This is a genomic window from Salinisphaera orenii subsp. orenii MK-B5, from assembly GCF_003788635.1.
Taxonomy (GTDB): Bacteria; Pseudomonadota; Gammaproteobacteria; order Nevskiales; family Salinisphaeraceae; genus Salinisphaera; species Salinisphaera orenii.
In genome coordinates, this window is record NZ_AYKH01000003.1 from 38,042 (window position 1) to 64,332 (window position 26,291).

The 26,291-nt window shown below is 68.6% G+C and carries 27 protein-coding genes; 11 read left to right on the plus strand and 16 right to left on the minus strand.

Annotation, left to right across the window (positions count from 1 at the left end; all coding sequences use genetic code 11):
- Nucleotides 1-14 precede the first annotated feature (14 nt).
- From SAOR_RS02665 to SAOR_RS02675, 3 genes are all read left to right on the plus strand, one after another.
- A complete protein-coding gene (locus SAOR_RS02665; RefSeq protein ID WP_123630099.1) occupies nt 15-2,171 on the plus strand; it encodes an FAD-dependent oxidoreductase in 2,157 nt (718 codons plus the stop codon).
- A 65-nt stretch (nt 2,172-2,236) separates the two neighbouring features.
- Nucleotides 2,237-2,968 carry a sulfite exporter TauE/SafE family protein gene (locus SAOR_RS02670; RefSeq protein ID WP_123630100.1) on the plus strand — a complete coding sequence of 244 codons (732 nt, stop codon included), beginning with the start codon at nt 2,237-2,239 and terminating at the stop codon, nt 2,966-2,968.
- A 157-nt stretch (nt 2,969-3,125) separates the two neighbouring features.
- Nucleotides 3,126-3,578, plus strand: a complete 453-nt coding sequence (locus SAOR_RS02675; protein ID WP_123592166.1) for a PaaI family thioesterase — start codon at nt 3,126-3,128, stop codon at nt 3,576-3,578.
- Here the strand turns inward: SAOR_RS02675 and SAOR_RS02680 are convergent.
- From SAOR_RS02680 to SAOR_RS02725, 10 genes are all read right to left on the minus strand, one after another.
- On the minus strand, nt 3,541-4,194 hold the full coding sequence (locus SAOR_RS02680; protein ID WP_123630101.1) for a cation/multidrug efflux pump: 654 nt from the start codon (nt 4,192-4,194) through the stop codon (nt 3,541-3,543). The genes SAOR_RS02675 and SAOR_RS02680 overlap by 38 nt on opposite strands.
- Before the next feature lie 233 nt (nt 4,195-4,427).
- Nucleotides 4,428-4,679, minus strand: a complete 252-nt coding sequence (locus SAOR_RS02685) for a GlsB/YeaQ/YmgE family stress response membrane protein (protein WP_123630102.1) — start codon at nt 4,677-4,679, stop codon at nt 4,428-4,430.
- 69 nt (nt 4,680-4,748) lie between these two features.
- Nucleotides 4,749-5,570, minus strand: a complete 822-nt coding sequence (locus SAOR_RS02690) for an SDR family NAD(P)-dependent oxidoreductase (protein ID WP_123630103.1) — start codon at nt 5,568-5,570, stop codon at nt 4,749-4,751.
- A 1-nt stretch (nt 5,571) separates the two neighbouring features.
- Complete coding sequence (locus SAOR_RS02695; RefSeq protein WP_123630104.1) at nt 5,572-5,994, minus strand: YkvA family protein; 423 nt, start codon at nt 5,992-5,994, stop codon at nt 5,572-5,574.
- Between the two features lie 32 nt (nt 5,995-6,026).
- Entirely contained in the window at nt 6,027-7,616 is a 1,590-nt protein-coding gene (locus tag SAOR_RS02700; RefSeq protein ID WP_123630105.1) for an FMN-binding glutamate synthase family protein, read from the minus strand.
- A 34-nt stretch (nt 7,617-7,650) separates the two neighbouring features.
- Nucleotides 7,651-8,466 carry a bifunctional DNA-formamidopyrimidine glycosylase/DNA-(apurinic or apyrimidinic site) lyase gene (gene mutM, locus SAOR_RS02705; RefSeq protein ID WP_123592161.1) on the minus strand — a complete coding sequence of 272 codons (816 nt, stop codon included), beginning with the start codon at nt 8,464-8,466 and terminating at the stop codon, nt 7,651-7,653.
- Between the two features lie 12 nt (nt 8,467-8,478).
- Nucleotides 8,479-9,399, minus strand: coding sequence for a DUF4340 domain-containing protein (locus tag SAOR_RS02710; RefSeq protein ID WP_148077367.1), 921 nt, complete (start codon nt 9,397-9,399; stop codon nt 8,479-8,481).
- Nucleotides 9,399-10,700 (minus strand): GldG family protein, encoded by a 1,302-nt coding sequence (locus SAOR_RS02715; protein WP_185015525.1) that lies wholly within the window; start codon nt 10,698-10,700, stop codon nt 9,399-9,401. Before SAOR_RS02715 ends, SAOR_RS02710 begins: the two co-directional genes overlap by 1 nt.
- A gap of 23 nt (nt 10,701-10,723) precedes the next feature.
- Nucleotides 10,724-11,494, minus strand: a complete 771-nt coding sequence (locus SAOR_RS02720; RefSeq protein WP_123630108.1) for an ABC transporter permease — start codon at nt 11,492-11,494, stop codon at nt 10,724-10,726.
- Complete coding sequence (locus SAOR_RS02725; protein WP_123630109.1) at nt 11,491-12,429, minus strand: ABC transporter ATP-binding protein; 939 nt, start codon at nt 12,427-12,429, stop codon at nt 11,491-11,493. Before SAOR_RS02725 ends, SAOR_RS02720 begins: the two co-directional genes overlap by 4 nt.
- A gap of 71 nt (nt 12,430-12,500) precedes the next feature.
- Here SAOR_RS02725 and SAOR_RS02730 point away from each other — a divergent pair, with 71 nt between their 5' ends.
- Nucleotides 12,501-14,516 carry a hydantoinase/oxoprolinase family protein gene (locus SAOR_RS02730; RefSeq protein ID WP_123630110.1) on the plus strand — a complete coding sequence of 672 codons (2,016 nt, stop codon included), beginning with the start codon at nt 12,501-12,503 and terminating at the stop codon, nt 14,514-14,516.
- A gap of 21 nt (nt 14,517-14,537) precedes the next feature.
- Here SAOR_RS02730 and SAOR_RS02735 read toward each other — a convergent pair whose 3' ends face one another.
- The 6 genes from SAOR_RS02735 to radC all read right to left on the minus strand — a co-directional run bounded on the left by SAOR_RS02735 (nt 14,538) and on the right by radC (nt 18,359).
- Nucleotides 14,538-14,756: a hypothetical protein gene (locus SAOR_RS02735; RefSeq protein ID WP_123630111.1), complete on the minus strand. Its 219-nt coding sequence runs from the start codon at nt 14,754-14,756 to the stop codon at nt 14,538-14,540.
- Between the two features lie 674 nt (nt 14,757-15,430).
- Nucleotides 15,431-16,096: an outer membrane beta-barrel protein gene (locus SAOR_RS02740; RefSeq protein ID WP_123630112.1), complete on the minus strand. Its 666-nt coding sequence runs from the start codon at nt 16,094-16,096 to the stop codon at nt 15,431-15,433.
- Between the two features lie 214 nt (nt 16,097-16,310).
- Nucleotides 16,311-16,466 carry a 50S ribosomal protein L33 gene (gene rpmG, locus SAOR_RS02745; protein WP_006912359.1) on the minus strand — a complete coding sequence of 52 codons (156 nt, stop codon included), beginning with the start codon at nt 16,464-16,466 and terminating at the stop codon, nt 16,311-16,313.
- Nucleotides 16,466-16,702 (minus strand): 50S ribosomal protein L28, encoded by a 237-nt coding sequence (gene rpmB / locus SAOR_RS02750; RefSeq protein ID WP_123591871.1) that lies wholly within the window; start codon nt 16,700-16,702, stop codon nt 16,466-16,468. The genes rpmG and rpmB overlap by 1 nt, the downstream gene beginning before the upstream one ends.
- Before the next feature lie 193 nt (nt 16,703-16,895).
- Nucleotides 16,896-17,558 (minus strand): outer membrane beta-barrel protein, encoded by a 663-nt coding sequence (locus SAOR_RS02755; RefSeq protein WP_123630113.1) that lies wholly within the window; start codon nt 17,556-17,558, stop codon nt 16,896-16,898.
- A gap of 126 nt (nt 17,559-17,684) precedes the next feature.
- Nucleotides 17,685-18,359, minus strand: a complete 675-nt coding sequence (gene radC, locus SAOR_RS02760; protein WP_123630114.1) for a RadC family protein — start codon at nt 18,357-18,359, stop codon at nt 17,685-17,687.
- An 80-nt stretch (nt 18,360-18,439) separates the two neighbouring features.
- Between radC and coaBC the strand changes: the two genes are divergently transcribed.
- From coaBC to SAOR_RS02795, 7 genes are all read left to right on the plus strand, one after another.
- Nucleotides 18,440-19,666: a bifunctional phosphopantothenoylcysteine decarboxylase/phosphopantothenate--cysteine ligase CoaBC gene (gene coaBC / locus SAOR_RS02765; protein ID WP_123630115.1), complete on the plus strand. Its 1,227-nt coding sequence runs from the start codon at nt 18,440-18,442 to the stop codon at nt 19,664-19,666.
- A gap of 1 nt (nt 19,667) precedes the next feature.
- On the plus strand, nt 19,668-20,138 hold the full coding sequence (gene dut, locus SAOR_RS02770) for a dUTP diphosphatase (RefSeq protein ID WP_425472090.1): 471 nt from the start codon (nt 19,668-19,670) through the stop codon (nt 20,136-20,138).
- A 26-nt stretch (nt 20,139-20,164) separates the two neighbouring features.
- A complete protein-coding gene (gene argB / locus SAOR_RS02775; protein WP_123630172.1) occupies nt 20,165-21,073 on the plus strand; it encodes an acetylglutamate kinase in 909 nt (302 codons plus the stop codon).
- 43 nt (nt 21,074-21,116) lie between these two features.
- Nucleotides 21,117-21,434 carry a hypothetical protein gene (locus SAOR_RS02780; RefSeq protein ID WP_123630117.1) on the plus strand — a complete coding sequence of 106 codons (318 nt, stop codon included), beginning with the start codon at nt 21,117-21,119 and terminating at the stop codon, nt 21,432-21,434.
- A 62-nt stretch (nt 21,435-21,496) separates the two neighbouring features.
- Nucleotides 21,497-25,030, plus strand: coding sequence for a DEAD/DEAH box helicase (locus SAOR_RS02785; RefSeq protein ID WP_123630118.1), 3,534 nt, complete (start codon nt 21,497-21,499; stop codon nt 25,028-25,030).
- A 523-nt stretch (nt 25,031-25,553) separates the two neighbouring features.
- Nucleotides 25,554-25,871 (plus strand): type II toxin-antitoxin system RelE/ParE family toxin, encoded by a 318-nt coding sequence (locus SAOR_RS02790; protein WP_221179854.1) that lies wholly within the window; start codon nt 25,554-25,556, stop codon nt 25,869-25,871.
- Entirely contained in the window at nt 25,861-26,172 is a 312-nt protein-coding gene (locus SAOR_RS02795; protein ID WP_123630120.1) for an addiction module antidote protein, read from the plus strand. The genes SAOR_RS02790 and SAOR_RS02795 overlap by 11 nt, the downstream gene beginning before the upstream one ends.
- Nucleotides 26,173-26,291 lie beyond the last annotated feature (119 nt).

Below are 26,291 nucleotides of genomic sequence, written 5' to 3' on the forward strand. Positions count from 1 at the left end.
GGGAGGCCGGGCCGATGAATGCAACCCGTTGTCTGGTCGCGCTGGCGGGCGTCGCGCTCGTCATCGGCTACTTCGTCTTCGAGCCGGGCCGCTACATCGGCGGTGCCTGCAGCGACGGACTCCTGCGTCTGGCCTGCTTCGAGGCCCAGCGCGGCGCGGTGGAGGACTGGGTCGCGGCCCATCCCTGGCTGGCGGCGGGCGGCTTCTTCGGCGTCTATGTCGCCGTAACCGCTTTGTCCATACCCGGGGCGGCCGTGATGACGCTGGCCGGCGGGGCGCTGTTCGGACTGGCCGAGGGCACCCTGCTGGTCTCGTTCGCCTCGGCGATCGGCGCGAGTCTGGCCTTCGTCATCGCCCGCTTCGTGCTGCGGACGCCGGTGCAGCGACGCTTCGGACGCCGGCTGGAGACGATCAATCGCGGCGTGGAACGCGACGGCGCCTTCTATCTGTTCGCGCTGCGGCTGGTGCCGGTGTTTCCCTTCTTCGTCATCAACCTGGCGATGGCGCTCACGCCGATGACGGTGCGCACCTTCTATCTGGTCAGCCAGGCCGGCATGCTGCCCGGGACGCTGGTGTACGTGAACGCCGGCACCCAGCTCGGCCAGCTCGAGTCGCTTTCGGGTGTGCTCTCGCCGGGGTTGATCGCCTCCTTCGTGCTGCTCGGCGTGTTTCCGCTGCTCGCGCGCAAGGTCCTGGACATGATCGCCGCGCGCAAGGCGCTGCGCGGGCACCGGCGCCCGAAGCATTTCGACCGCAACCTGATCGTCATCGGCGCGGGCTCGGCCGGTCTGGTGGCGGCGCTGATCGCGGCCACGGTCAAGGCGCGCGTCACGCTCATCGAACGCAATCGCATGGGCGGCGACTGCCTGAACACCGGCTGCGTGCCCTCCAAGGCGCTCATCCGCACCGCGCGGCTCATGCACGAAATCCGCCACAGCGCGCGCTACGGCATCCACACGGCGAGCGCGGAATTCTCCTTTGCCGACGTGATGGCGCGGGTGAAGTCGGTGATCGCGACCATCGCCCCGCACGATTCGGTCGAGCGCTACGAGTCGCTGGGCGTGGACTGTATCCAGTCCGGTGCGCGCCTGGTCGATCCGTGGACGGTGGAAACCGACGACGGCTCGCGCCTGAGCGCACGCCATATCGTGCTCGCCACCGGCGCGGTGCCCTTCGTGCCGCCGATCCCGGGGCTGGCGGCGATCGACTATCTCACCTCCGACAATCTCTGGGACCTCGACGAGCTGCCGCCGCGTCTGGCCGTGCTGGGCGCGGGGCCGATCGGCTGCGAAATGGCCCAGGCCTTCGCCCGCCTGGGCAGCGAGGTCACCCTGATCGAGCAGGGCGCGCGCATCCTCTCCGTGGAAGACGCCGATATCGCGGCGACGCTCGACGAGATACTCGCCGCGGAAGGGGTCACGATCTGCGCGGGCCATGAGGTCATCGACGTGGCGGCGGGCGCCGACGGCGTGCGGCTGACCTGTCGCACGGCTGCCGGCGAGGCCGTGGTCGCCTGCGATAGGGTGCTGGTGGCGGTGGGCCGGCGCGCGCGCACCGAAGGCATGGGCCTGGAAGCGCTCGGCATCGCCCGCGACGGCCGCATCCCCGTCGACGCGCGCCTGCAGACCGCGTTGCCCACGGTCTATGCCTGCGGCGATGCCATCGGCGGCTACCAGCTCACCCATGCGGCCTCGCACGAGGCCTGGCACGCCACCGTCAACGCGCTGTTCGGGCGCTTCAAGCGTTTCGCGGTGGATTACAGCACGCTGCCCTGGTGCACCTTCACGGACCCGCAGGTCGCGCATGTCGGCCACAACGAGGACAGCGCGCGGCGCGCGTCGATCGACTACGAAGTCACCCGCTACGACATGGGCGAACTCGACCGCGCGATCGCCGAATCCGCCGCGCACGGGGTGGTCAAGGTCCTCACCGTGCCCGGCAAGGACCGCATCCTGGGGGCGACCATCGTCGGCGAGGCGGCAGGCGAGCTGATCATCGAGTTCGTCGCCGCGATGAAACACGGCATCGGCCTGAACAAGATGCTGGCGACCATCCATCCCTATCCGACGCTGGCCGAGGCCAACCGCTTCGCCGCCAGCGAATGGAAGAAGGCGCACGCGCCGGCGTGGGTGTTTCCGTGGCTGGCGCGTTATCACGCCTGGCAGCGCTGATCGCGGCGGCGTGAAACAATGGCGTTTTGGCCGGCAGCGACGCGTCGGCCGCATGCCGGGGTGCCGTGGCCGTCCTCCTGCTCACCATCGCCGCGCTGGCCACTGCCGTGCTCTCGGGCATGGCCGGCATGGGTGGGGGCGCCATTCTCATCGGCCTGCTGTTCGCCACCGGCATGGCGCCGGCGCTGGCACTGCCGCTGCACGCCGGGGTGCAGCTGTCGTCGAACGCCTCGCGCAGTCTCGTCTACGGCCGCCACATCCGCTGGTCGGCGCTGGGGCTGTTCATGCTCACCGCCGCGCCCGGCCCCTTCCTGGTGGCGCCCTGGGTGGTGGCGGCGGATCCCGACTGGATCCGGCTGCTGCTCGGCCTGTTCATTCTCGCCACGAGCTGGCCGGGCTGGGCGGCGCATCTGCGCATGCACGGCCGGGTCGGGCTACTGGTCGCCGGCGCGATCGCGGGAGTGAGCGGGCCGGTGGTCGGCGGCGTGGGCGTTCTGGTGGCGCCGTTCTTTCTGCGCGACGACTGGCGCCGGGAGGAGATCATCGCCACGATGGCCGTGGCGCAGATGCTGGGGCACGCGCTCAAGATCGCCGCCTTCTCGGCCAACGGCTTCAACGTGCTCGCGCGGCTCGATCTGCTGGTGCCGATGGTGGTGGCCGCGGCGCTCGGCGCGGTGATCGGACGCCGGCTCGTGCGATACGTCTCGGAGCGTCGTTTCCGCCAGCTCTGCCGCGCGATTCTGGTCGTGCTGGCGCTCAAGCTCGCCTGGGACGGGTTGGCCGGCCTGCTCGGCTAGCGCCCGGCTCGCGTCTCGATGGGCCGATCGGACGCGCCCGGAACGACGCCCGTGCCGAACCGCGGCGGGCCGGCGTGCGAGGCCGGCACGCCTTCCCTTGTCGTCGACAGGCTCTAGAATCGGTGCCGAACGGATCGCGTCGACACGGGGACGACACATGACGCTGCACAGCGCCGCCGAGGTACAGGCCATCATCCGCCGCAATGTCGGCGTGGCCACCCAGCCGCACTTCGAGGTGGACGCCGTCGGTGCCCACCACGTCGATGTCCGCCTGCCCTACGCCGAGGGCATGACCCGGCTGGGCGACACCGTTTCCGGGCCGGTGCTGATGACGGCCGCGGATGCGGCGATGTATGCGGTCATCCTTGCGCACGTGCCCGAAGGCGAATACGCGGTGACGAGCCATTTCCAGATCGATTTCCTGCGCCGGCCGCGGGCCGCGGACATTCTGGCGCGGGCGCATATCCTGCGCTGCGGTCGGCGCAGCGTGAACTGCCGGGTGGAGCTGTTCTCGGGTGACTTCGACACCCTCGTGGCCCACGTCACCGGCGCCTACGCGCGCATGGCCAGCGCTACCAGTGGCGCGTCGCCCGCTTCGCCGCCGGGTTGACCGGGCGCGCCACGAGTCCGCTCTGGGTGAGCGTCACGGCGTAGGTCGCGCCGTCGGCCATCGGCAGATAGGTGGCACTGCCGTAGGCGGCGTCGGCCAGACCGGCCCAGCGCGGCAGCCGGCGCGCGAGTGCGGCCACGTCGAGGCCGGGCCCGCGGTCCGCGAGCGCATGGACCGTGCGCGGCGCCTCGGCCTCCGCGGCGGCCCGCGCATAGCGGCCGGACAGGCGCTCGAGCCGATAGAGTGCGTCGAAGCCGAGCAGATTCGCCAACGGCCGCCATTTCAGCACACGGGCATCCAGCTGCCATTGATCGCCGGCGAGTTCGAAGCGGCGGGATGGCCCGCTCGCGGGCTCGATGCGTACGCGAAAGCGCTGGGTCTCCAGCTGGGTGAAGTGGAGGCGGGCCACCGGACGCTCGTGGCTGAGTCGTTGATAGGTGTAGAGATTGGCGCCGACGGCCATAGCCAATCCGGCCAGCGCCAGGCAGCATCCGCCGCCCAGGCCTGAGCGGGCGGCGGCCAGCCGGCGGCGCTGTCTCAGACGCAGCCCGCAGCGGCCGAGCAGCGCGATGCCGGTCAGCCCGATCAGCGCTAGAGTCAGCCAGACGAGATTCATGGTCAGCGCCGCATGGCCGTCTGCTGCGGCGGCGTGTCCGCCCGGGGCCGATATGTGCGTTCGCGCTCAGGCCCCGGTCCGGGCGCGTTGCCCCGCGGCTCGGAGCGGGTGATACGGTTCGCGGCGGGCGGCGGCTCGAAGGTACAGCGCATTCGTGCGGCGGTCTGATGCCGCCCATGAAAAAGGCCGACGTACAGTGTACGCCGGCCCGCGTGCGCTCGATCCGGGGGCGATCAGCGCGACTTGGCCACGCGATACAGCCATAGCAGCAGGATGGCGCCGAGCACGGCGACCACGAAACTGCCCAGATTGAACCCGGATACCGCACCGAAACCCAGCGCGGTGGCGATGAAACCGCCCACCACGGCACCGAGGATGCCGATGACGATGGTGACGATGATGCCGCCCGGATCGTCGCCCGGCATCAGCAGCTTGGCCACGGCGCCGGCGATCAGCCCGAAGATGATCCACGCGATGATACCCATGCGATTCCTTGTCGTTGGAGTTGGCCGGCCACTCTGCGCGCGGTCGGTGACGCGCGCAAGTCAGTGTTTTTACCGAGGCTCCGAGCCGGCGCGCCGGTAGCGCGCCTTCGCACGCCGCCCGCGTGCGGCGAGCAGCGGGCGCAGCAGTCGCGGCAGCGCCGGGAACAGATAGCCGGCGGTCGCCATCACGCGCCCCGAGACGGGCCGGCTGCGTTCGACCCGGCCGTCGGCGGCACAGGCCAGGATGAGATCGGCGATCTGCTCGGGCGTGCTCATCGTCTGCGAGAAGGTGATGTCCGAGACCGCGTCGATGTCGGCGAGGATGAAATCGGTGGCGATCGGCCCCGGCGAGACTGCGCTGACGTGCACGCCGGTGTCGGCGAGCTCTTCGGCCAGGGCGCGGGTGAACGCCCGCAGGCCGAACTTGGTCGCGGAATAGGTCGCACTGCCGGCCAGCGGCATCTGGCCGGCGATGGAGACGACGTTGACCACCGCGCCGGCCGGCGAGGCCCGCAGCGCGTCGAGCGCGAGGCGCGTGAGCACGATCGGCGCCCGCAGGTTGGCATCGACCATCGCACCCAGTTCCTCGGCGCTGCGCTGTGCGACGGGTCCGCGGTGGTGGCAGCCGGCGTTGTTGACGAGCACATCGAGCCCGCCGCCGGCGGCCAGGGTCTCTTCGACCAGGCGTCGACAGTCCTCGGGGTGCGATACGTCCGCCACGATCGCGGTGCCGCCCACTTCGGCCGCGACGGCGGCCAGCCGCTCGCGCCCGCGGGCGGCGCAGACCACGTGTGCGCCCGCCGCTGCGAAGGCGCGCGCGCTCGCCCGGCCGACGCCGGCGGAGGCGCCGGTGACCAGGACCGTTCGCCCGGAGAAATCCGGCGTGCTCAATCTACTCGACCGGCCGCAGCGGCTGGCGGTGGTCCGGGCGTCCGAACCAGGCGTCCAGCTTGCGCGTGGTGCGCCGGCGCACGTCGGCGTCGATGTACTGGGCGAGCGCGGCCACGGCCAGCGTGAGCGCGCCCAGGTCGTCGGTCAGGCCGATGCCGAACAGCCAGTCGGGAATGGCGTCGAACGGCAGGATGAAATAGCCGAGGGCGCCGTAGGCGGTGGTGCGCGCCCAGGCCGGGGTGTCCGGGCGCTGGGCGGCGTAGTGCAGCCACAGGGCCTTTTCCAACACCTCGTAGCCGGCACGGCGGGCGACGTTGGACAGCTTCGTCCAGAACCGCGTGTTCGAGTACTGGTTGGCGTAGCCGCGCATGTCCGCGGTGGTTTCAGGAGCCGCCGGCGGGCGGCGGGGCAGGCGGAACTTCATCTCGTGTCTCCGTGGGCCGGGCTAGATGGCATCTAGCGCTTGGGCAGGAAACTGCCGGACTGGGCCATCTGCCAGGCCTGTTCGTAGCGGCCGTGGCCGGTGGCGTTGAGCAGCGCGCCGGTGTGCAGAAAGCGATAGACCTGGTCGGCGTTCTGGATCTCGCGGTCGCTGGTGCGCCGGCACAGATGCTCGGGACGCAGCTGGCCGGGATGATCCAGACCGACGGTGGCGACCACTTCCTGCATGGCCGCGACCGTGCGCTTGTGGAAATGATAGACCCGTTCGGCCTTGTCCGGCACCACCACGGCGCGCTGGCGCCACTTGTTCTGCGTGGCCACGCCGGTGGGGCAGCGGTCGGTGTGGCAGGACTCGGACTGCACGCAGCCGACCGCGAACATGAAGCCGCGCGCCGAGTTGCACCAGTCCGCGCCCAGGGCCATGTTGGCGGCCATCTTGAAACCGGAGGTGATCTTGCCGGAGGCGCCGAGCCGGATGTGCTCGCGCAGCCCCGCGCCGACCAGTGTGTTGTGGGCCCAGACCAGGCCCTCGCGCAGCGGTGTGCCGACGTTGTCGACTAGTTCCAGCGGCGCGGCCCCGGTGCCGCCCTCGGCGCCGTCGATGACGATGAAATCGGGCGTGATGCCGGTCTTGAGCATGGCCTTGGCCAGCGACATGAACTGCCAGCCGTGGCCGATGCACAGCTTGAAGCCCACCGGCTTGCCGCCCGCGCCCTCGCGCAGATCGGCGATGAATTCCATCATCTCCACCGGGGTGGAGAAGGCGCTGTGCGCCGCCGGCGAGACGCAGGTCTGGCCCACCGCGATGCCGCGGGCCTCGGCGATCTCGGGGGTGACCTTGTTGCCCGGCAGCACGCCGCCGTGCCCGGGCTTGGCGCCCTGGGAGAGCTTGAGCTCGATCATCTTCACCTGATCGTCGGCGGCGCGCTCGACGAACTGCTCGCGGTCGAAACCGCCGTCCTCGCGCCGGCAGCCGAAGTAGCCGCTGCCGATCTCCCAGATCAGGTCGCCGCCGAATTCCTTGTGGTGACGCGAGATCGAGCCTTCGCCGGTGTCGTGGGCGAAGCCGCCCCGCGCGGCGCCGCCGTTGAGCGCCTGGATCGCGTTGGCCGACAGCGAGCCGAAGCTCATCGCGGAGATGTTGAGCAGCGAGGCTTCGTAGGGCTGGGTACAGTCGGGGCCGCCGACGCGCACCCGCGGCGGGGTCTCGCTCGGCTGTTTGGCGGCGATCGAATGCACCAGCCACTCGTAGCCCTCGGCGTAGACGTTCTGCTCGGTGCCGAACGGGTCCGCGTCGTTGACGTTCTTGGCCCGCTGGTAGACCTGTGAACGCTGTTCGCGCGAGAACGGCGCGGCCTCGGTGTCCGATTCCAGCAGATACTGGCGAATCTCCGGACGGATCGATTCGATCGCCCAGCGAAAATGCGCCAGCAGCGGGTAGTTGCGAAGCAGGGCGTGGTTGGACTGGAACAGGTCACGCAGGCCGATGACCGCAAAGATCGCGCTGATGATGAAAAACAGCCCGAAGTAGCGCGGCAGGCCGAGGGTCAGATAGCCGAAGCCGGCCGTGGCCACCAGTACTGCGATGAGAGCCGAGTAACGCATGGCCCCATGATAGGGGATTCGGGCGGTTTCGGTTTCACCGCTGGCAGACCGGACAGAAGAAGGTCGCGCGCTGGCCGATGATTTCGCGGCGTATCGGCCCGCAGCCGCGCGGGCAGGCCTGGCCGGCCTTGTCATAGACCGCCAGCCGCAACTGGAAATAGCCGGTGTCGCCGTCCACGCCGATATAGTCGCGCAGGGTCGTGCCGCCGACCGCGATCGCCCCGGCCAGCACCGTCCGGATCGCCTCGGCCAGGCGTCGGTAGCGGCCGAGGCCGATGCGTCCGGCGGCGCGGCGCGGATGAATGCCGGCCGCGTGCAGCGCCTCGCTCGCGTAGATGTTGCCCACGCCCACCACGGTCGCGCTGTCCATGATGAACGCCTTGACCGGCGCCCGGCGCCCGCGCGAGCGGGCATGCAGCCCGTCGCCGTCGAAGGCCTCCGACAGCGGCTCCGGCCCCAGCTTCGCGAGCAGGCTGAAGGCCTCGGGGTCGCCGCGCAGCCAGAACACCGAGCCGAACCGGCGTGCATCGTTGAAGCGTATCGCCTGGCCGGTGTCGAGCGTGATGTCGACGTGGTCGTGGGCGCCGGGCGGCGTGTCCGCGGGGACCACCCGCAGCCGTCCCGACATTCCCAGATGCAGGCAGACGTGGCCGCGCTCGGCCGCGAACAAGAGATACTTGGCGCGCCGCCGGACGGCCTCGATCCGCTGGCCGGGCAGTTCGGCGGTCAGTTCGGGCGAGACCGGCCAGCGCAGCTGCGGCTGGCGCACGACGACCGTGCGCACGCGGGCGCCGCGCACATGGGGCTCGATGCCGGCCCGCGTGGTCTCGACCTCGGGAAGTTCGGGCATCGCCCTATTATGTCATTGCCCGTTCGCATCGGGATTCAGCGGGATCGCCGAGGGCTGCAGCGCCCCGGCGCGGGAGCGGCCGAGCGTGTCGGGGTGACGCATCTCCAGCAGCGGCTCGGCCTGGTTGGCCGCCAAGTGATAATCGATGCCGCGCTGCGGGTCGCGCAGCACGAGCTCCGGGGTGCGCTGGATGACGTCCAGATGGCGTTCGGAGCGGTCGGCGAAATGCAGGGTCACGCGGGCGGTGCGCTCGCGCGAGGCATCGGCGGGCTCGATGGCCAGGGCGCGGGCGTGGCGCCAGGCTTCGACCGTGGCCTGAGCGTAGTCGGCGCCGCGGTCGGCGGCCGCCGGCTGCACCCGCCAGCCGCCGGTCGCGGCCCGGTCCAGCGTCAGCGTCGGCAGCGTCAGCCGGGTCGGCCGTGCGTCGTCGGCGAGCACGGCAGGATCGATCCAGCTCGCCCAGTCCAGGGACCGGCCCGCCAGATCGGGCAGCCGGACCAGCAGCAGTGCGTGCGCGGTGCGCACGTAGCGGCTGCCGGACGACGGGCCCCGGCCGCCGACGGCGATCGGAGCCTCGTCGTTGAAGCGAACCGTGATCGGCGGATCGTCCATGCCGGTGGTGGCCGGGTCGACGGCGTCGCGCTCCAGATGGCGCTCGGGCTCGGCGGCAGCCAGCTGCAGCAGGGCGGCGACACGGGCCGGATCGGCCCGCGCGGCGACCGGCTCGACGAGGCGCCAGCGGCCGGCGTCGCCGCGCTCGAGCACGATGACGTCATCGCCCGCATGCACCTCCAGGCGCCGGATGGCGTCGGCCGGAATCGCGCTCACGGTGTCGGGCGCGGGTGCCGGCACCGGACGCGTGGCCCACCAGAGGCCGGCGAGCGCGATCACGCCGGCGATCAGCGCCAGATTGAACAGGAGGCGGGCGCGCATCACCGGCGTCGGCGCAGCCACCAGCGGATCGTGCCGAGCGCCACCAGGGCCAGGGGGGCAACGACCACGAACAGCCACCAGAGCCACCGGATGTGCGCGGGCGTCATCTGCAGCGAGGCGTCCGGCGCGCGGGCGACGTCGACGGCGATCTGGGCGTCGCGGCCGGCGAGCCACTGGAACAGCGACAGCGCGAGCGTCCGGTTGCCCAGCGTGTCGATATGGCCGTTGGCCATGAAGTCGCTGTCGGCGACCACCGCGGCGCGCTGCGGCGTATCGCGGCCCGCGCGCTCGCGCATCAGTGCCAGCCCCAGCGTCTGCGGGCCGCGGCGATCGCCGGCATCGGGCTCGAAGGTGAGGCTGTCGCCCTCGATGGGGCCGGTCTCCAGCCAGCTGCGCGTGCTCGATCGTAGAAAGGCGGCCTGTCGCCAGCCGCTGTCCTCGCGCGGGGCGAGGGCGCCGGCGAAGGGAAACACGCTGAGCCGGTTCAGCCGCTCGGTGATCGGCGTGTCGGGGTAGTTGGCCACCAGGGCGATGGCCGGATGGCCGGTGCCGAGCTTGCGATAGTCGGGGTAGATCAGCGTGCCCTCGGCCCAGCGCACGCCCAACTCCGTGGCCAGCGGCGACAGACCGTAGCGCTCGCCCGGGTCGTCGGCCCAGAGCACGGCGCCGCCGCCGGCGACGTAGTCGCGGATCATGTCCACCTCGCCGGGCAGCAGCGACTGCTGCGGGCTGGCGATGACGAGCACGGCGGTGTTGTCGGGTATCGCCGCGGCGTCGGCGAGTCGGAGCGTTCGCGTGGTCATGCCCTGGCCGTCGAGGGCCGCGGCCAGCTCACTGTAGCCGCCGTTGGTCTCGTCGTCCGGCGCCCGTTCGCCGTGTCCGCCGAGAAACACGATCCACTGATCGCCGCTGGCGGACAGGCGCTGGAGGGCGGCGGTCACGTTCGCCTCGTCGAATGCGGTGATCGTCTCGTGACGGCCCCGATAGCTGATCTGCACCGCGCCGTCGTCGCCGATGCCCAGCGCGCGCACCTGCTCGGGATGGCGCGCCGGATCGGCGAAGGTCAGTTCGACGTTGTCCGAGGCGCGGGTGTAGCGCGCCAGCCGCGTGCGCACCCGATCGCGCCGCGGGCCCGGATAGATGTAGGCGGTGAAGCTGATGGCCTCCTCGTCGAGCGCATCGACCACGCGCTGGCTGGCCGCGGTCAGCGTGTTGCGGTTGCCGTGGGTCCAGTCCCAGCTCGCCGAAAAGCGCTGGCTGAGCAGGCCCGCGAGCACCGCCACGACGACGATCAGAAGCATCGACAGCGCGTGCGAGGCCCGCATCAGTGACGTTCCATGTCGATGCGCACGGCCGCCAGCGCCAGAAAGCAGGCCGTGAAGATCACGAAGTAGAGGAGGTCGGCGCTGGCGAAGATCCCGCGCAGCAGGGCGTCATGGTGCCCGATCAGCGACAGCGCCTCGGCGGCGTCCGCCAGCGGCAGCGTGGTGCCGAGCACGACCGGCTGCCAGTCCATCGTCGACAGCGCGTAGATCAGCCACAAAAGCAGCAGTGCGCCCAGCGTGCCGATGGCCGCGAGCGTGGGTTCGCGCGTCAGCGCGGATATGAACACACCGACCGCCGTGAAGGCCGCCATCACCAGCCAGAGCCCCAGGAGCCCGGCCGCGAGCAGGCCGACATCCAGCGGCGTGGCCGTGAGCAGGCTCAGCGGCATGAGCCCGATCAGCGCCCACATCACGGTCAGATAGCCCATGGTCCCGGCGAATTTGCCGAGCACCAGCGCGAGCGGCGACACGGGTGCTGCGAGCATCAGTTCCAGACTGCCGCTTTTGCGCTCTTCGGCGAAGGCGCGCATCGTCAGCAGCGGCACGACCAGCAGCAGCACCACGGTGGCGAAACGAAACAGGCCCGCGCCGACCAGTTCGGACACGCCGTCGTACTCGCCGATACGTTGCGGGTTGAGGCTGAGATCGGTGAGCGACAGTGCGAACAGCAGCCCCGTCAGCAGCTGGGTGATCGCGAGCAGCATCCAGGCCAGCGGCGAGACGAACAGCCGCGACCATTCATGGCGGGCGATGGCGAGCATGACGCTCATGCGGCGGCCTCGCGCGGCGGCGCGTCGCGGCTGGTCAGCGCGGCGAAGCGCTCCTCGAGGCTGTAGCGCGCCGCACCCAGTTCCAGCAGACCCCAGCCGCGGCCGGCCGCGGTCTCGGCGATCATCGCGCGGATGTCGCAGCCGGGCGCGGGCGTGAGTTGCCAGCGATGGTCATCGAGGGCCGTCGCGTGCGCCACGCCGTCGAGGCCCGTGAGACTGTCGGCCGTCACCGCCTCACGGAGCGCGATCTCGACCACCGGTGCCGCCGTCTCGCCCAGCGGCTCGTCCATCACGATCCGGCCCTGGTGCATGATCACGACCCGCGCCGCCGTGGCCTGAATCTCGGAGAGGATGTGGCTGGAGATGATCACGCTGTGGGCGCGCGACAGGCGCGCGATGAGCTCGCGGATGCCGCGCAGCTGGTTCGGATCCAGGCCCGCGGTGGGTTCGTCGAGGATGACCACATCCGGGCGGTGCACGATCGCCTGGGCGATGCCGACGCGCTGCTGGTACCCCTTCGACAGGTGGCCGATCAGGCGGCGGCCGGTATCCTCGAGGCCGCAGTCGGCCCGGGCGGCGGCGATCGCCTCGCGCCGCTGGCGCCGCGGCACGGCGTGCAGCCGCGCGCAGAAACCCAGATATTCGTCCACGGTCAGCTCCGGGTGGACCGGCGGACGTTCCGGCAGATAGCCCAGATGCTGCTTGGCGCGCTGCGGTTCGCCCGCGAGGTCGTGGCCGGCGAGCGTCACCGTACCCGCGGTGACGGCCAGAGTGCCGGCGAGCATGCGCAGGGTGGTCGTCTTGCCGGCCCCGTTGGGCCCGAGCAGCCCCAGAATCTCGCCCGGCGCGAGGGCGATGTCCACGCCGTCGACGGCGCGCGTGCCGGCGTAATCGCGCGTGAGCCCTTGCGCCCGGAGCTTGAAATCGCTTTCCATGAGCCTCTCGACAACGCGGGATGCCGCCTGGCGACCAGGCCGTAAGTTCCGCATCTTCCGCTGACAGGCCAATGACCGTAAAGCACGACGAAGGTTCGGCAAAGCCACCGATTGCCCCGCATGCCGGCGAGCTCGGTGTGGATACCGGCGGCACGTTCACCGACGTGATCTGCCGCGTCGACGGGGCGCTGTCGGTCTACAAGCTGCCGTCCACCCCGGCCGCCCCCGACGAGGCCGTGATCGCCGGCGTGCGTCGTTTCGCCGGTGACGCCGCGTCCGACTGGCGCATCGTCCACGGTTCGACCGTGGCGACCAACGCGTTGCTGGAGAATCATCTCGCGCGTACGGCCTACGTCGCCAACGCCGGCTTCGCTGATGTGCTGACCATAGGCCGCCAGGCGCGGCGCGAACTCTATGCACTGGAGCCCGCGGCGGCGCCGGTGCCGGTCGCACCCGAGCTGTGTTTCGAGGTCGATGCCCGCACCGCCGCCGACGGTAGCGCGCTGGCGGCGGTCGACGAGGCCATGCTGCGGGTGCTGGTCGAGCGGGTACGCGAAGCCGGGGTCGAGGCCGTCGCCATCAATCTGTTGTTCGCCTTTCTTGACGCGGACGCCGAACAGGCCATCGAGGCCGCCCTGCGGGCCGCCGACCCGGGGCTGACGATCGCCCGCGGCAGCCGCGTGCTGCCGGAATACGGCGAGTATGAGCGCGGCATCGCCACCTGGCTCAACGCCGCCCTGGGCCCGACCGTCGGCGGCTACCTGCGACGGCTTGAGGCCGCGCTCGAACGGGTTGCGATCATGCACGGCGCCGCCGGTACCGTGGCCATCGATCAGGCCGCCGACAATGCCGTGAACCTGCTGCTCTCCGGGCCGGCCGGCGGTCTGCTCGGGGCCCGGTTCGTGGCCCGCTCGGCCGGGCTCGAACGCGTGCTGACGCTGGACATGGGCGGCACCAGCAGCGACGTGGCGCTGATCGGCCGCGAACTGGCGCTGACCAGCAAGACCTGCATCGCCGATTATCCGGTCGCCGTGCCCATGGTCGACATGCACACCATCGGCGCCGGCGGGGGCTCCATCGCCTGGCTGGACGGCGGCGGTCTGCTGCAGGTGGGCCCGGCGTCGGCGGGCGCGGATCCCGGCCCGGCCTGCTACGGCAGGGGCGGTACCGAGCCGACGGTGACCGACGCCCACGTGGTGCTCGGCCGGCTGCCGGCCTCGACGCGTCTCGGCGGCGACATGGGCCTGGACACGGCGGCCGCGCGTGCCGCGGTCGCGCGCATCGCCGAGCCGATGGGGCTGTCCGTGGAAGCCGCGGCGGCCGGCATTCTGCGCGTGGCCGACGAAGCCATGACCGCCGCCCTGCGCGTGATCTCGGTGGCTCGCGGCGAATCCGTGGCCGACGACAGCCTGTTGTGCTTCGGGGGCGCCGGCCCGCTGCACGCCTGTGCCCTGGCCGAGGGCATGGGCATGCGGCGGGTGCTGATCCCGGTGTTCGCGGGCGTGCTCTCGGCGCTCGGCATGCTGGTCGCCCAGCGCTCGCGCGAGCGCTCGATCAGCGTGCTGGAGACGCTCCAGGACATCGACGCGGCCGACGTCGAACGCCGGCTGGCGCCGCTGCGCGAGGCCGCGGTCGCAGAGCTGGCGGACGAGGGCGTGACGGCCGACGCCATCCGGGAGCGTGTGAGCGCGGATCTGCGCTATGCCGGACAGAGTGCGTCGCTGAATCTCGACTGGCGCGCGCCGGCGGAACTGGTCGCGGCCTTTCACGAGGCCCACGCCGCCCGCTACGGGCACCGTTTCGATCTCGCCGTCGAGCTGGTCAATCTGCGGCTGCACCTGGCCGGTCCGGTGCCGGACGTCGAGCTGCCGGCGATCGCGTCCGGTCAGGGCCGGCCCGAGCCGGCCGCGACGACGCCGGTGCACGGCATCGCCGAGCCCGTACCGATTCACGACCGGGACGGGTTCGGCGCCGGCCAGCATTTCGAGGGCCCCGCGATCGTGCGCGAGGCCGTGACCACGACCTGGATCGCCCCCGGCTGGTCGGTGCGGGTGGATGCGGTCGGCAATCTCCTGCTGGAAGCCTGAGGCCGCCGGCCCGCTTATCCGCTAGCGGGCGGCGAATCCGCGGGACGGAAAATACCAGCGCAGGCCGACGCGCACGGTGTTCGCGTCGATATCGTGGATGTCGAGCTCGGTGCGCTCGAACGCCGCCGTGGCGGCCAGCGAATGGTTCACATCGAGCATGCCGCGCAGACCGTAGCGGAGGCCGTCGAGATCCTCTTCGGCCGAGGCCGGCGAGCCGGTCGCTGCCGGCGCGCAGCGCAACGTCCGGGGCGCCGTAGTTCACGTAGCCCGCATAGGGATTGATCTCGAGACTGGCGGTGGCCATACAGCTCAGGCCAAGGCTCGCGCCATAGCCTTCGCCCTCGAGCCGGTCCTTCACAAGTTCGTCGCCGATCCGCTCGCGGGCGCTCAGCTCGATATCCTCGTAGCCCAGTTCCAGATACAGGTCCATCCGGCCGGCGCCGGCGTGATCGAATCGGGTATCGCCGAGTGATCCGCGCAGGCCGAGCCTGAGCGTGCAGGCGGTGTAGTCGGTGCCATCGTCGAGATCGGAGCAATCGCCGCGGCCGAGGACATGGGCCTGATCGACGACGTGCCAAGCGGCATCGACGTTGAGGCCGGCCGCATTCCCGTCGCGGGTGTCGAACTTCTGGTACGGGTATAGGCCCGTCTGGCTAGGAATAGGGCGAATCCTGCCGGGTGTCATTGCTGCGCGTCGCGATTGGCGCGAGGCGGTCGAGATGGTCTTGGTCGGGTGGGGTGCCCGGTGGCTCGCGTCCAGCCGGTCGTCCGTCACGGAGCGGCGGCGCATCGATGGCACCACCGAGAGCGGCCACGAGCCGGTCCCGGGAAGCTGAAGGATGAGGGTTGAGGCGGGTCGGAACAGGACGCTCCGCCGTGGCGGGGCGTCCTGCCGCCGGTCTTTCCGTGGTGGCCTAGAAGTTCAGGCGCGCGCCGACGCGGAACTCGTCGTCGAAGCCGATATCGCGGCGGCTTGTCTCCACGTCGCTGCTCTCATAGGCGGCGGTGACGGCGAAGTTGTCGCTGACCCGGCCGATGGCGCGTACGCCGTAGCGCATCCCGTCGGCGTCGCCGAGATCGATGTCGTCGTCGACGTCGCCGTAGTCGACCCAGCCGATGTGCGGGTTGATCTCCAGGCGCGGGTGCACGCGCCAGCGCAGGCCGGCGTCCGCGCCGTAGCCGTTCGCGTTGGCGTCGCCCTCACCGGTGCCGGTGACGTCCTCCAGCGCGAGCCGTTCGTAGGAGACCTGGCCGTAGTAGCCGAGGCCGGTGCCGTCGGCACCGCCGTAGTCGAAGAAGTCGTTGACGCCGACGCCGACGCTGCCGCGATTGCCGTCCAGGGAGCGGTTGTCGGTGTCCACCCAGTCGTAGCGGGCGTTGATGAAGACGTGCCGTGTGATCGTCAGCGACCCCTCGAGGCCGTAGCCGTCGTAGTCGGCATCCACGCCGCCGGTCTCGCCGTCGATGATGTAGTCGCCCTGGATATAGGTATAGCCGGGGGCGCCGGGCTGATCGTTGGGAGCGGCGGTCGCGGCGAAGGGGAGTACGGCGGCGCTGACGGCGAGCACGGTCTTGTTCATTGGAAATCCCGTAAGTTATCGGTTTGAAAGCGATTTGCGAGCCGCAGGCTAGTGGCCGCTCGGTCACCGGTCAAAACGTGTTTCTACGGAGAGCCGCGGTTCCGCGGGATGCTCACGAGCGGGGCGCGATGCGATCGGATCAGGGGCGCACGCGGATCGCGCCCACAAAAAAGCCGGCCCGGGGCCGGCTTTCGCAATCCGAGCTGGCGTCGCTTTACTTGATCTTCGCTTCCTTGAAGACCACGTGCTTGCGCGCCTTAGGATCGTATTTCTTCATCTCGAGCTTGTCGGGCGTGTTCCGCTTGTTCTTGTACGTGGTGTAGAAGAACCCGGTATCCGCGGTCGAGACCATGCGTACCTTTTCGCGCATCAGACTTTCTCCCCGCGCTTGCGCATGTCGGCGAGCACGTTGTCGATACCTTGACGATCGATGATCCGCAAGCCCTTGGCAGACACCCGAAGCCGCACGAAGCGCTTCTCGGATTCCACCCAGAAGCGGTGCCGGTGCAGGTTGGGCACGAAGCGGCGCTTCGTCTTGTTATGGGCGTGCGATACGTTGTAACCGGTGACCGGCTTCTTGCCGGTGACCTGACAAATCTGGGACATTACTACTCCTGGGTCGCGCGCTGCCGCGTCAGCGAGCCGCGTATTTAACCATCAAACGACAGCCGACACAACCGTCGATGTCGCCGGTACGCAGAGGCGCGGCCGGTTTCCTGCACGCCAACGAAAACACCCCGCCGGAGCGGGGTGCGGGACCGCGGCCGCGCACCCGCGCGACCGCCTGTGCCGGGACGGTCTAGAAGGTGTAGCGCGCGCCGACGCGAACCTCGTTGTCGAAGTCCAGATCCGGGCCGCCCAAGTCGTAGTTGGTCCGGCGGTACTCGGCCGAGACCGCGACGCTGTCGCTCAGGTGACCCAGGGTGCGCACGCCGTAGCGAAAGCCCTCGGCATCGCCCAGGTCGACGCCGTCGCCCGAGATGCTGCCGTAGTCGGCCCAGCCGACGCTCGGATTGATCTCGACCGCCGGGTCGACCATCCAGCGCAGGCCGGCGTCGATGCCGTAGCCGGTGCCGGTGGCGTCCGCCGAGCCGCCAATGTCGCGCAGTTCCAGACGCTCGTAGGAGACGGTGCCGTAGTAGCCGATGCCGGTGCCGTCGGCGCCGCCGTAGTCGTAGAAACCGTTCGCGCCGACGCCGAGACGGCCGCGGTTGACGTCGGTATCGCTGTTGTCGACGTCCAGCCGGTCGTAGCGACCGTTCAGGAACACGTTCGGCGTGATCGCGGCGGAGCCTTCCAGACCGAAGCCGTTGTAGTCGTTGCCGGTGCCGTGCAGGTTGCCGGTCGGGATGTAATCACCCTGAACATAGCTGTAATCCGGGGCATGACCGGCGCCGCTCGGCGCCGCGAAGGCGGCGAACGGAAGCAGGCCGGCACTAAGGACAATCGCGACTCTTTTCATGATGTTCTCCAGTCTTATCAATCGGATAGGGGGAGTTCCGACTGGCCATGAATATAGTGAGCCGCGTGAAACTTGTCAATAAAACGTTAATAACGTATTAATTATTTCTTATAATAAAGGTGCATATTACATCAGTCCGCGTTCGGCGAGCGACACGTTCGTCTGGCGGCCGAGGACGATGTGATCGAGCACGCGGATGTCGACCAGCGCCAGTGCGTCGACCAGCCGGCGGGTGATGTCGCGGTCCGCGCGGCTGGGTTCGGCGACGCCGGAGGGATGGTTGTGCGCCAGGATCACGCTGGCGGCGTTGTGGCGCAGGGCGGCCTTGACCACCTCGCGCGGGTAGACGGCGGCGCCGTCGATGGTGCCGCGGAACAGTTCCTCGAAGGCGAGCACGCGGTTGCGGTTGTCGAGAAACACGCAGGCGAAGACTTCGTGCGGGACGTCGGAGAGTTTGAGCGCAAGATAGCGGCGCGTGGCTTGCGGATCGCTTAACGCATCGCTGGCGATAAACGATTCGCCCGCATGCCGGCGGGCCATTTCGAGCACGGCCTGGAGCTGCACGAACTTGGCCAGCCCGAGCCCGCGCGCGGCGCAGAAGGTCTCGCGGTCGGCGCCCAGCAGGGCGGAGAGGCTGCCGTAGTCGACCAGCAGATGCCGGGCCAGATCGACCGCGCTCTGGCCGGCGACCCCGGTGCGCAGGAAGATCGCCAGCAGCTCGGCGTCGGACAGGGCGTCGGCGCCGCGTTCCAGCAGTTTCTCGCGCGGACGTTCGGAAGCGGGCCAGTCGGAGATTCGCATGACGACACTCGGTAAGGGCGGTGTCGTCGTTATCGGCAGCCTGCGCGCGGGCTGTCGTGCGCAGACGCTACAATGACGTCATGGAGGCACTGGCCAACCGCAACATCGTACTGGGCGTGACCGGCAGCATCGCCGCCTACAAGGCCGCCGTGCTCACGCGACGGCTGGTAGAGGCGGGCGCGAACGTGCAGGTCGTGATGACCGACGCCGCCAGGCGCTTCATCACGCCGATGACGCTCGCCGCGCTGTCGGGCCACCCCGTGCGCGACAGCCTGTGGGACGAAGCCGCCGAGCTGGCCATGGGCCATATCGAGCTGGCGCGCTGGGCGGATCTGATCGTGATCGCGCCGGCCACCGCCGACACGCTCGCGCGCCTGGCGGCGGGCCGCGCGGACGACCTGCTGGCCACGCTGTGCCTGGCAAGCCATGCCGACGTGCTGGCCGCGCCGGCGATGAATCATGTCATGTGGGCCCACCCCGCCACGCGCGCCAACGTCGAGACGCTGGGCGCGCGCGGCGTGCGCTTCGTCGGGCCGGCCGAGGGCGAACTCGCCGAGCGCGAGACCGGCGCCGGGCGCATGGTCGAGCCGGAGGCGATCCGCGATGCGGTCGTGGCCTATTTCGAGGACGTGCCGGCCGACGGCGTGCTCGCCGGGCGCCAGGTCGTGATCACCGCCGGGCCCACGCGCGAAGCGCTCGACCCGGTGCGTTTCATTACCAATCACTCCTCCGGGCGCATGGGCTACGCGCTGGCCGCGGCCTGTGCCGGCGCGGGTGCACGGGTCACGCTCGTTTCCGGGCCGACCACGCTCGAAGCGCCGCCCGGGGTCGAGCGGATCGACGTGCAGTCGGCGGCCGACATGCACGCGGCGGTCATGGAGGTGATCGGGCAGGCCGACATCTTCATCGGCGCGGCCGCGGTGGCCGACTACCGCCCGGCCACGACCGCCGCCGACAAGATCAAGAAAGCCGACGGCGACAGCCAGCTGGCGCTCACGCGCACGCGTGACATCATCGCTGACGTCGCGCGCGACCATCCGCGGGTGTTCACGCTCGGCTTTGCCGCCGAAACCACCGACATGGAAGCCAGCACCCGTGCCAAGCGCGAGCGCAAGGGTCTGTCGATGATCGCCGGCAACGTGGTCGGGCCCGAACACGCCTTCGGCCGCGAAGACAACGCGCTGTTCGTGGTCTGGGACGGAGGCGAGCGGTCGCTGGCCCAGGCGAGCAAGGCCGCCTTGGCCGAGCAACTCGTCGCGCTGGTCGCCGAGGGCGTACGGCCCATCGACGCAACATCCGAACGCTAGAATTAAGGACATCGCGATGCCCAAACTTCAGGTCAAGGTGCTCGATTCGCGCCTCGGCAGCCAGTTCGACATGCCGCAGCGCGCGACCGCCGGCTCCGCCGGTATCGACTTGCGCGCCATGGTCGACGCGCCGATCACGCTCGCGCCGGGCGACTGCGAACTGCTGCCCACCGGGCTGTCCATTTATATCGCCGATCCGAATCTCGCCGGCATGATCCTGCCGCGCTCCGGGCTCGGGCATAAGCACGGCATCGTGCTCGGCAACCTGGTCGGGCTAATCGATTCCGACTATCAGGGCCCGCTCATGGTCTCGGCCTGGAACCGCGGCACGCAGGCTTTCACCGTCGAGCCGGGCGAGCGCATCGCCCAGTTCGTGCTGGTGCCGGTGGTCGCCGCCGAGCTGGAGGTGGTCGAGGCATTCGACGACAGCGAACGCGGCGTCGGCGGCTTCGGCTCCACCGGAACCCGCTGATGACCCCACTCGAGGAACAGAAACGCATGTCGCTCGATCCCGAACAGGCCGCGCGCGTCGCCCGCGTGCTCGGCGAGGCGCTGCCCTACATCCGCCGCTTCGCCGGCAAGACGGTGGTGATCAAGTACGGCGGCAACGCCATGACCGACCCCGAGCTCAAGTCCGGCTTCGCGCGCGATATCGCGCTGATGAAGCTGGTCGGCTTCAACCCGGTGGTGGTGCACGGCGGCGGCCCGCAGATCGGCAAGCTGCTCGAGCGGGTCGGCAAGCAGACCCAGTTCATCAAGGGCATGCGGGTGACCGACGAGGAGACCATGGACGTGGTCGAAATGGTCCTCGGCGGGCTGGTCAACAAGGAGATCGTCAACCTGATCAACCAGCACGGCGGTCGCGCGGTCGGGTTGACCGGCAAGGACGGCGGGCTGATTCACGCCCGCAAGCTCGCACTCGTCGACGACGATACCGATCTCGGTTTCGTCGGCGAGGTTTCGCATATCGACCCGCATATCGTGCGTCGCCTCGAGGCGGACGACTTCATCCCGGTGATCGCGCCGATCGGCGTGGGCGCGGACGGGCGCAGCTACAACATCAACGCCGATCTGGTCGCCGGCAAGATCGCGTCGGTGCTGGAAGCCGAAAAGCTCATGCTTCTGACCAACACGCCCGGCGTGCTCGACGGCGAGGGCCACCTGCTGACCGGGCTGTCGCCGGATCAGGTACGGGAACTGATCGAGTCCGAGGTGATCCATGGCGGCATGCTGCCCAAGATCGAGTGTGCGCTGGACGCGGTGGCCTCGGGCGTGAAGGCGGCCCATATCGTGGACGGTCGTGTCGAGAACGCCGTCCTGCTGGAGCTGTTCACCGATGCCGGCGTGGGCACGCTGATCCGGCGCGAGGCCGATGCCGTGCCCGGCGACGACGATCCGGCGGTCTAGGCTCCCACAAGATTGTAGGTTTGGTGTTCTCGGAGGTAATCCTATGGCCGGATTTGACGGCCGGTGGCGCATCGTCTGGATGCAGGAGTGGGACGAGGATTTCGTAGATCTCGTCCAGCCCGGCTATTTTCGGTTCGACGGCGATAGCGGCGAATTTGCATTCGGCGCCATGACGGCAGCGCTCGATGCGCGTTATGGCGAAGACAAGCGGCGCGTGGATTTTTCCTGGGACGGGATGGATGAAGGCGATGTCGTCAACGGTCGCGGCTGGCTGATGCTGACCGGTACTGACACGGCCGAAGGCCGGCTGTTCATCCATCTCGGCGACGACTCGGCCATCCGCCTCGAACGACGGGCATGACCACCCGGCAGCGCCAATGGGCTGCGCGGATGCGGTTGGCGCGGGGCGTGGGCTGACCGGCCATGGCTTCGGATTTCGGGCGCACTTGGTGGGGCCGGCAATGGCTGACCGCTTTCGATGGCATCGACGAAGCCAACCGGCTGCCGCGCGGCCGGCGCTACGCGAACAATGGCTCGGTACGCGCGGTCGATATCGCGGGTGGTGCGGCCACCGCGCGCGTACTGGGTACACGACCCACGCCGTATCAGGTTCGCATCGCGCTGCCGGCGTTTTCCAAAACTGAGCGACAGGGGGTTCTGGAGGCGGTGCAAGCCGACCCGGTACTGCTCTCGCGTCTGCTCAACCGCCAGTTGCCGGCGCATGTACTCACTCGCGTCGAAGCCAGGGGCGTTCGGCTGTTCCCGCGGTCCTGGCGGGATCTGACGGCACACTGTTCCTGCCCCGACGACGCGCTGCCCTGCAAACATATTGCGGCGGTGGTCTATCTGATTGCCAGTGAAATCGACAAAGACCCGTTCGTCGTATTCGCCCTGCACGGTCTGGATCTGGCCAAGGCGCTGCAGACGCAAACCGGGTTGGCCCCCGAAGCGTTGACGACATTGCCGGTATTTTCGGACGACTGGGCCCAAGCGCCGGTCGTGGATAATTTCGAGCCGCCATCGGCCGACGCCTTCGCCGAGATCGATCTGTCCCGAATCCCGGCGCTCGAGTCGCGGATTTTCACGATCCTCTCGGCCAAGCCGTTATTCCATGCCAAGGATTTCCGCCAGATCCTGGCGACCCATTACAAACGCGCGCGCCGGGCGGGCCGTGCCTTCGATCGGGAAGCCGATACGCCATGGTTCGAGGTCGAGCGAATCACAGGCCTGACCGCGATCATCGACAACGCCAGCGGTTTGATCGAGATGCGCGGCGATAACCGGCGGCTCTTCAAGGCCACCCACAGAAAACGCGCGCCGGACCCCTTCGAAAACTTTCTGGCTGGCCTGCACGCGCTGCCCGCCGAGCGTGAGGGCCGGCTCAATCATCGCGTGGCGCTATGGCGCATGTTGCTGCGTTTTGCGCTCAAATTAATCGAACAGGGCGCATTCGTGCCCGTCGTCTGGGGCGACAGCCGGGGCGCGACGATGATGCAGTGGCACCCCGCGCGGCTGTCCGACCCGGTCGACGATCTGTTCGAGCGCTTGTGTGCGCTTTGCCCGCCGGATTTCGTGCAACTCGAAACCAAGCGCGTGCGGGGAGTTGCTCACGCCTACGCCGATGCGCCGACGCAGATCGCGGCCGCATTGAGCACATTGTTCGGTTTCTTCGTTCGCGCTGGTTTCGAGAGCACGGCCGAATCCCGCGCCGACGATGCGATCAAGCGGGTGTTTTTCAGTGGCCAGCCGGTGCGCTTCGAGTCCTTCGAAACGCGCCGGACGCCGCAGCTCATCGCCCACTGGCTGCGCCGCCTGACGTTGGGCGAGCGCGCACACCGGCTGCATCTGATGGTCGACGAGGTCGATGAGGCGGCGCTGGCCGTGACCCTGACCGTCGAGCGCGACGACGGCTTCCAGCCGATTGCGAACTGGCTGGCCGAAACGGCGGGCGGTGCGGCCAAGGCCGATGTGCTGGCCGATCTGGCGGTGCTGGCGGATTATTTCCCGGACGTCGAGACCCTGTACGCGGCCGGAGACGAGCCGGGCGCCGCCGACGAGTCGCTGGTTTACAGTCTGGATGCCTTCACGCCCATCTTTCGCGAGGTCTTGCCGGCGTTGCGCATGCTGGGCATCGGCGTGATTCTGCCCAAGGCGCTACGCAACCTGGCTCGGCCCCAGGCGAGTCTGTCACTGTCGAGCTCGGATAGCGGCGAAACCGCGGTGAGCTATCTCAATCTGGATCAACTGCTGGCGTTCGATTGGCAGGTGGCGATCGGTGACCGACGCGTCTCGGTCGATGAATTCCGTCGGCTGATGGCCGATGCCTCCGGCCTGGTGCGGATCATGGATCAGTACGTGATGATCGACGAGGGCGAGGCCCGCCAGTTGCTCGACAAACTGGATACGCCGCCGGAAGAACTGTCGCGCGCCGAGTTGCTGCAGGCCGGCCTGTCCGGCGAGCTCGACGGTGCCGAAGTGGCGCCGGACGAAGACGCCCGGGCGTTGTTCGACCAACTCATTGCCCCGCAATCGCCGCCGTCAGTGCCAGCCACACTCAACGCCCGGCTGCGGCCCTATCAACAGCGCGGTTTCGAATGGCTGGCCGAAAACGCCCGGCTGGGCTTCGGTTCGCTGCTGGCCGACGACATGGGCCTGGGCAAGACGTTGCAAGTGATCGCGCTGCTGGCGCATCTGAAGGCCACCCAGCGGCTGGATCAGGGTGCGCTGATTGTCGTGCCCACGCCTCTGTTGACCAACTGGCGCCACGAAATCGAGCGCTTCGCGCCGGATCTGGCCGTCCACGTCTATCACGGGCCGGGCCGGCAACTGGAACAGGGCGAGCACGACGTGGTGCTGACCAGCTACGGCCTGGCGCGTTCGGATGCCAGGACGCTGGCCAAACCGCGCTGGACGCTGGTCGCCATCGACGAAGCCCAGAACATCAAGAATCCGGCGGCGGCCCAGAGTAAGGCGGTCAAGCGCCTCAAGGCCGACATCAAGATCGCGCTGTCCGGCACGCCGGTGGAAAATCGGCTGCGCGAATACTGGTCGGTGTTCGATTTCATCAACCCGAAATACCTGCGCAGCCAGAAGCGCTTCACCGAAGCTTTCGCGCAGCCGATCGAGCGCGACCGCGACCAGGCCGCGCTGGACAAATTCCGCGCCATCACCGCGCCCTTCATCCTGCGCCGGCTCAAGACCGACCGTTCGATCATCGCCGACCTGCCGGACAAGATCGAGGCCAACCGCTATTGCACGCTGACTGCCGAACAGGCCTCGCTGTACCAGAACAGCGTGGACACCATCATGGAGGAGCTGGCCGACACCGACGAGGGCGTCGAGCGGCGCGGCATCATCTTCAAACTGCTCAATGCCTTGAAGCAGATCTGCAACAGCCCGGCCCAGTTCGCCGGCCGCGACACCGCGGATATCGAAGCGTCCGGCAAGCTCGCCGCTTTCGCCGGCATCATGCGCGAGATCGATGCCGCGGATGAAAAAGCCCTGATCTTCACCCAGTACACCACCATGGGCGAACTGCTCGCCACGGCCCTGCGCGACGAGCTCGGCATCGATGCCCCGTTCCTGCATGGCGGCCTCACCCGCAAGCAGCGCGACCATATGGTGGATTCCTTCCAGGGCGAGGGCGGCCCGCGCGCCCTGATCGTCTCGCTCAAGGCTGGCGGCACCGGCCTGAACCTCACCGCCGCCAGCCAGGTCATCCACTACGACCTGTGGTGGAATCCGGCGGTCGAGGCCCAGGCCACCGATCGCGCCTATCGCATCGGACAAAACCGCAACGTCACCGTCCACCGCCTGATCACCGAAAACACCTTCGAAGAAAAGATCGACGCCATGATCCAGTCGAAAAAAGAACTGGCCGATCTCACCGTGGCTAGCGGCGAACAGTGGATCACCGACCTGTCCGATGCCGAATTGCGGGATCTGGTGAGTCTGTGATTCCGGTTTGCCGAGCAATGGGCGATTTTGCCGGTTTATCACGCTTAATCTTAATGATGAGATGTTTGGGTGTTCAGGCGCCCGATTATGCACGACACTTAGCCGGACTAGCCGGGCGGGTTGTGCATTGCGTTTGTATTCAAGTCCCGTTTACGCGGTGACGGAGATGCGTAGTGACGACGGGTGTCCGGCGCATTGCGCCGGTGCGGCCAGCCTGTTTGAGGGCCGCCAAAGCGGCCCGAGTTCTGGCCGCATCCCGTCGGCACTGCGCGTCGGAGTGAACCGGCGTAACCGGCGCTGTGTCGGGTGCCTTTCTTTCGGTTACCTTGGGCAAGCAAGAAATGTGACTCGCGCATCAGCGCGAAACCCTGGCCCGACTGGTTGCTTCCAGAAGCGACAACGCACCGGGCAATATTGCATGTCGCCTCCAGATGAGATGTATACATCATTTAGGTCAGGATAGTGCCTGTTGAGCGCGCTGTTCCGATTGGTTGTGATATCGTAGCTTTAAAGCTACAGTTGATTGGTGGATATCAAGCAGACAGCCGAGTTTGCCGACTGGCTTGATGGCCTGAAAGACAAACGAGCCCAACTGCGCATTGATATCCGTATCCTCCGGTTGGCCAATGGCAATCCGGGTGAACACCGCGATCTCAAAGGCGGCATCAGCGAATTGAAGATTCGCGAAGGTCAGGCTTACCGGGTGTACTACACCAAGCGCCATGGCGAACTGGTGATCCTGCTATGCGGTGGTGACAAGGCCAGCAAAGCGAAACAGCAGGCCGATATCGCGAAAGCGCGGCGGTTCGCTGCAAATCTGGGTGAAACCGATGATTACTGAGACCGTTCCATTCGACCCGTCCCGGCATCTCGACACGTCAGCCGACATGGCGATGTATCTCGACATGGTCCTCGAATACAACGACGGCCGCCTGCTTTCTCAGGCGTTGGGCGATATCGCGCGGTCGCGAGGTATGAGCGATCTGGCGCGCGAGACCGGTTTGTCGCGTGAGTCGCTCTATCGCGCCCTATCGGACCAGGGCAACCCGAACCTGGCGACGCTGATCAAGATATTCGATGCCCTGGGCCTGCGATTGGCCGTAAAGGAGCGCGAGGCCCCTGAAACGCGGACTACGACTTAAGCAGACGTGCTCGTTCGAAGGACTTGTTCGATAAACCATGTCACGGGGCTCTGGCCGTTGAAACCGAGATCGCCTATTAGCCTCATCAACTCGGTTTGTGCCATGACGTGCCCGTCTAT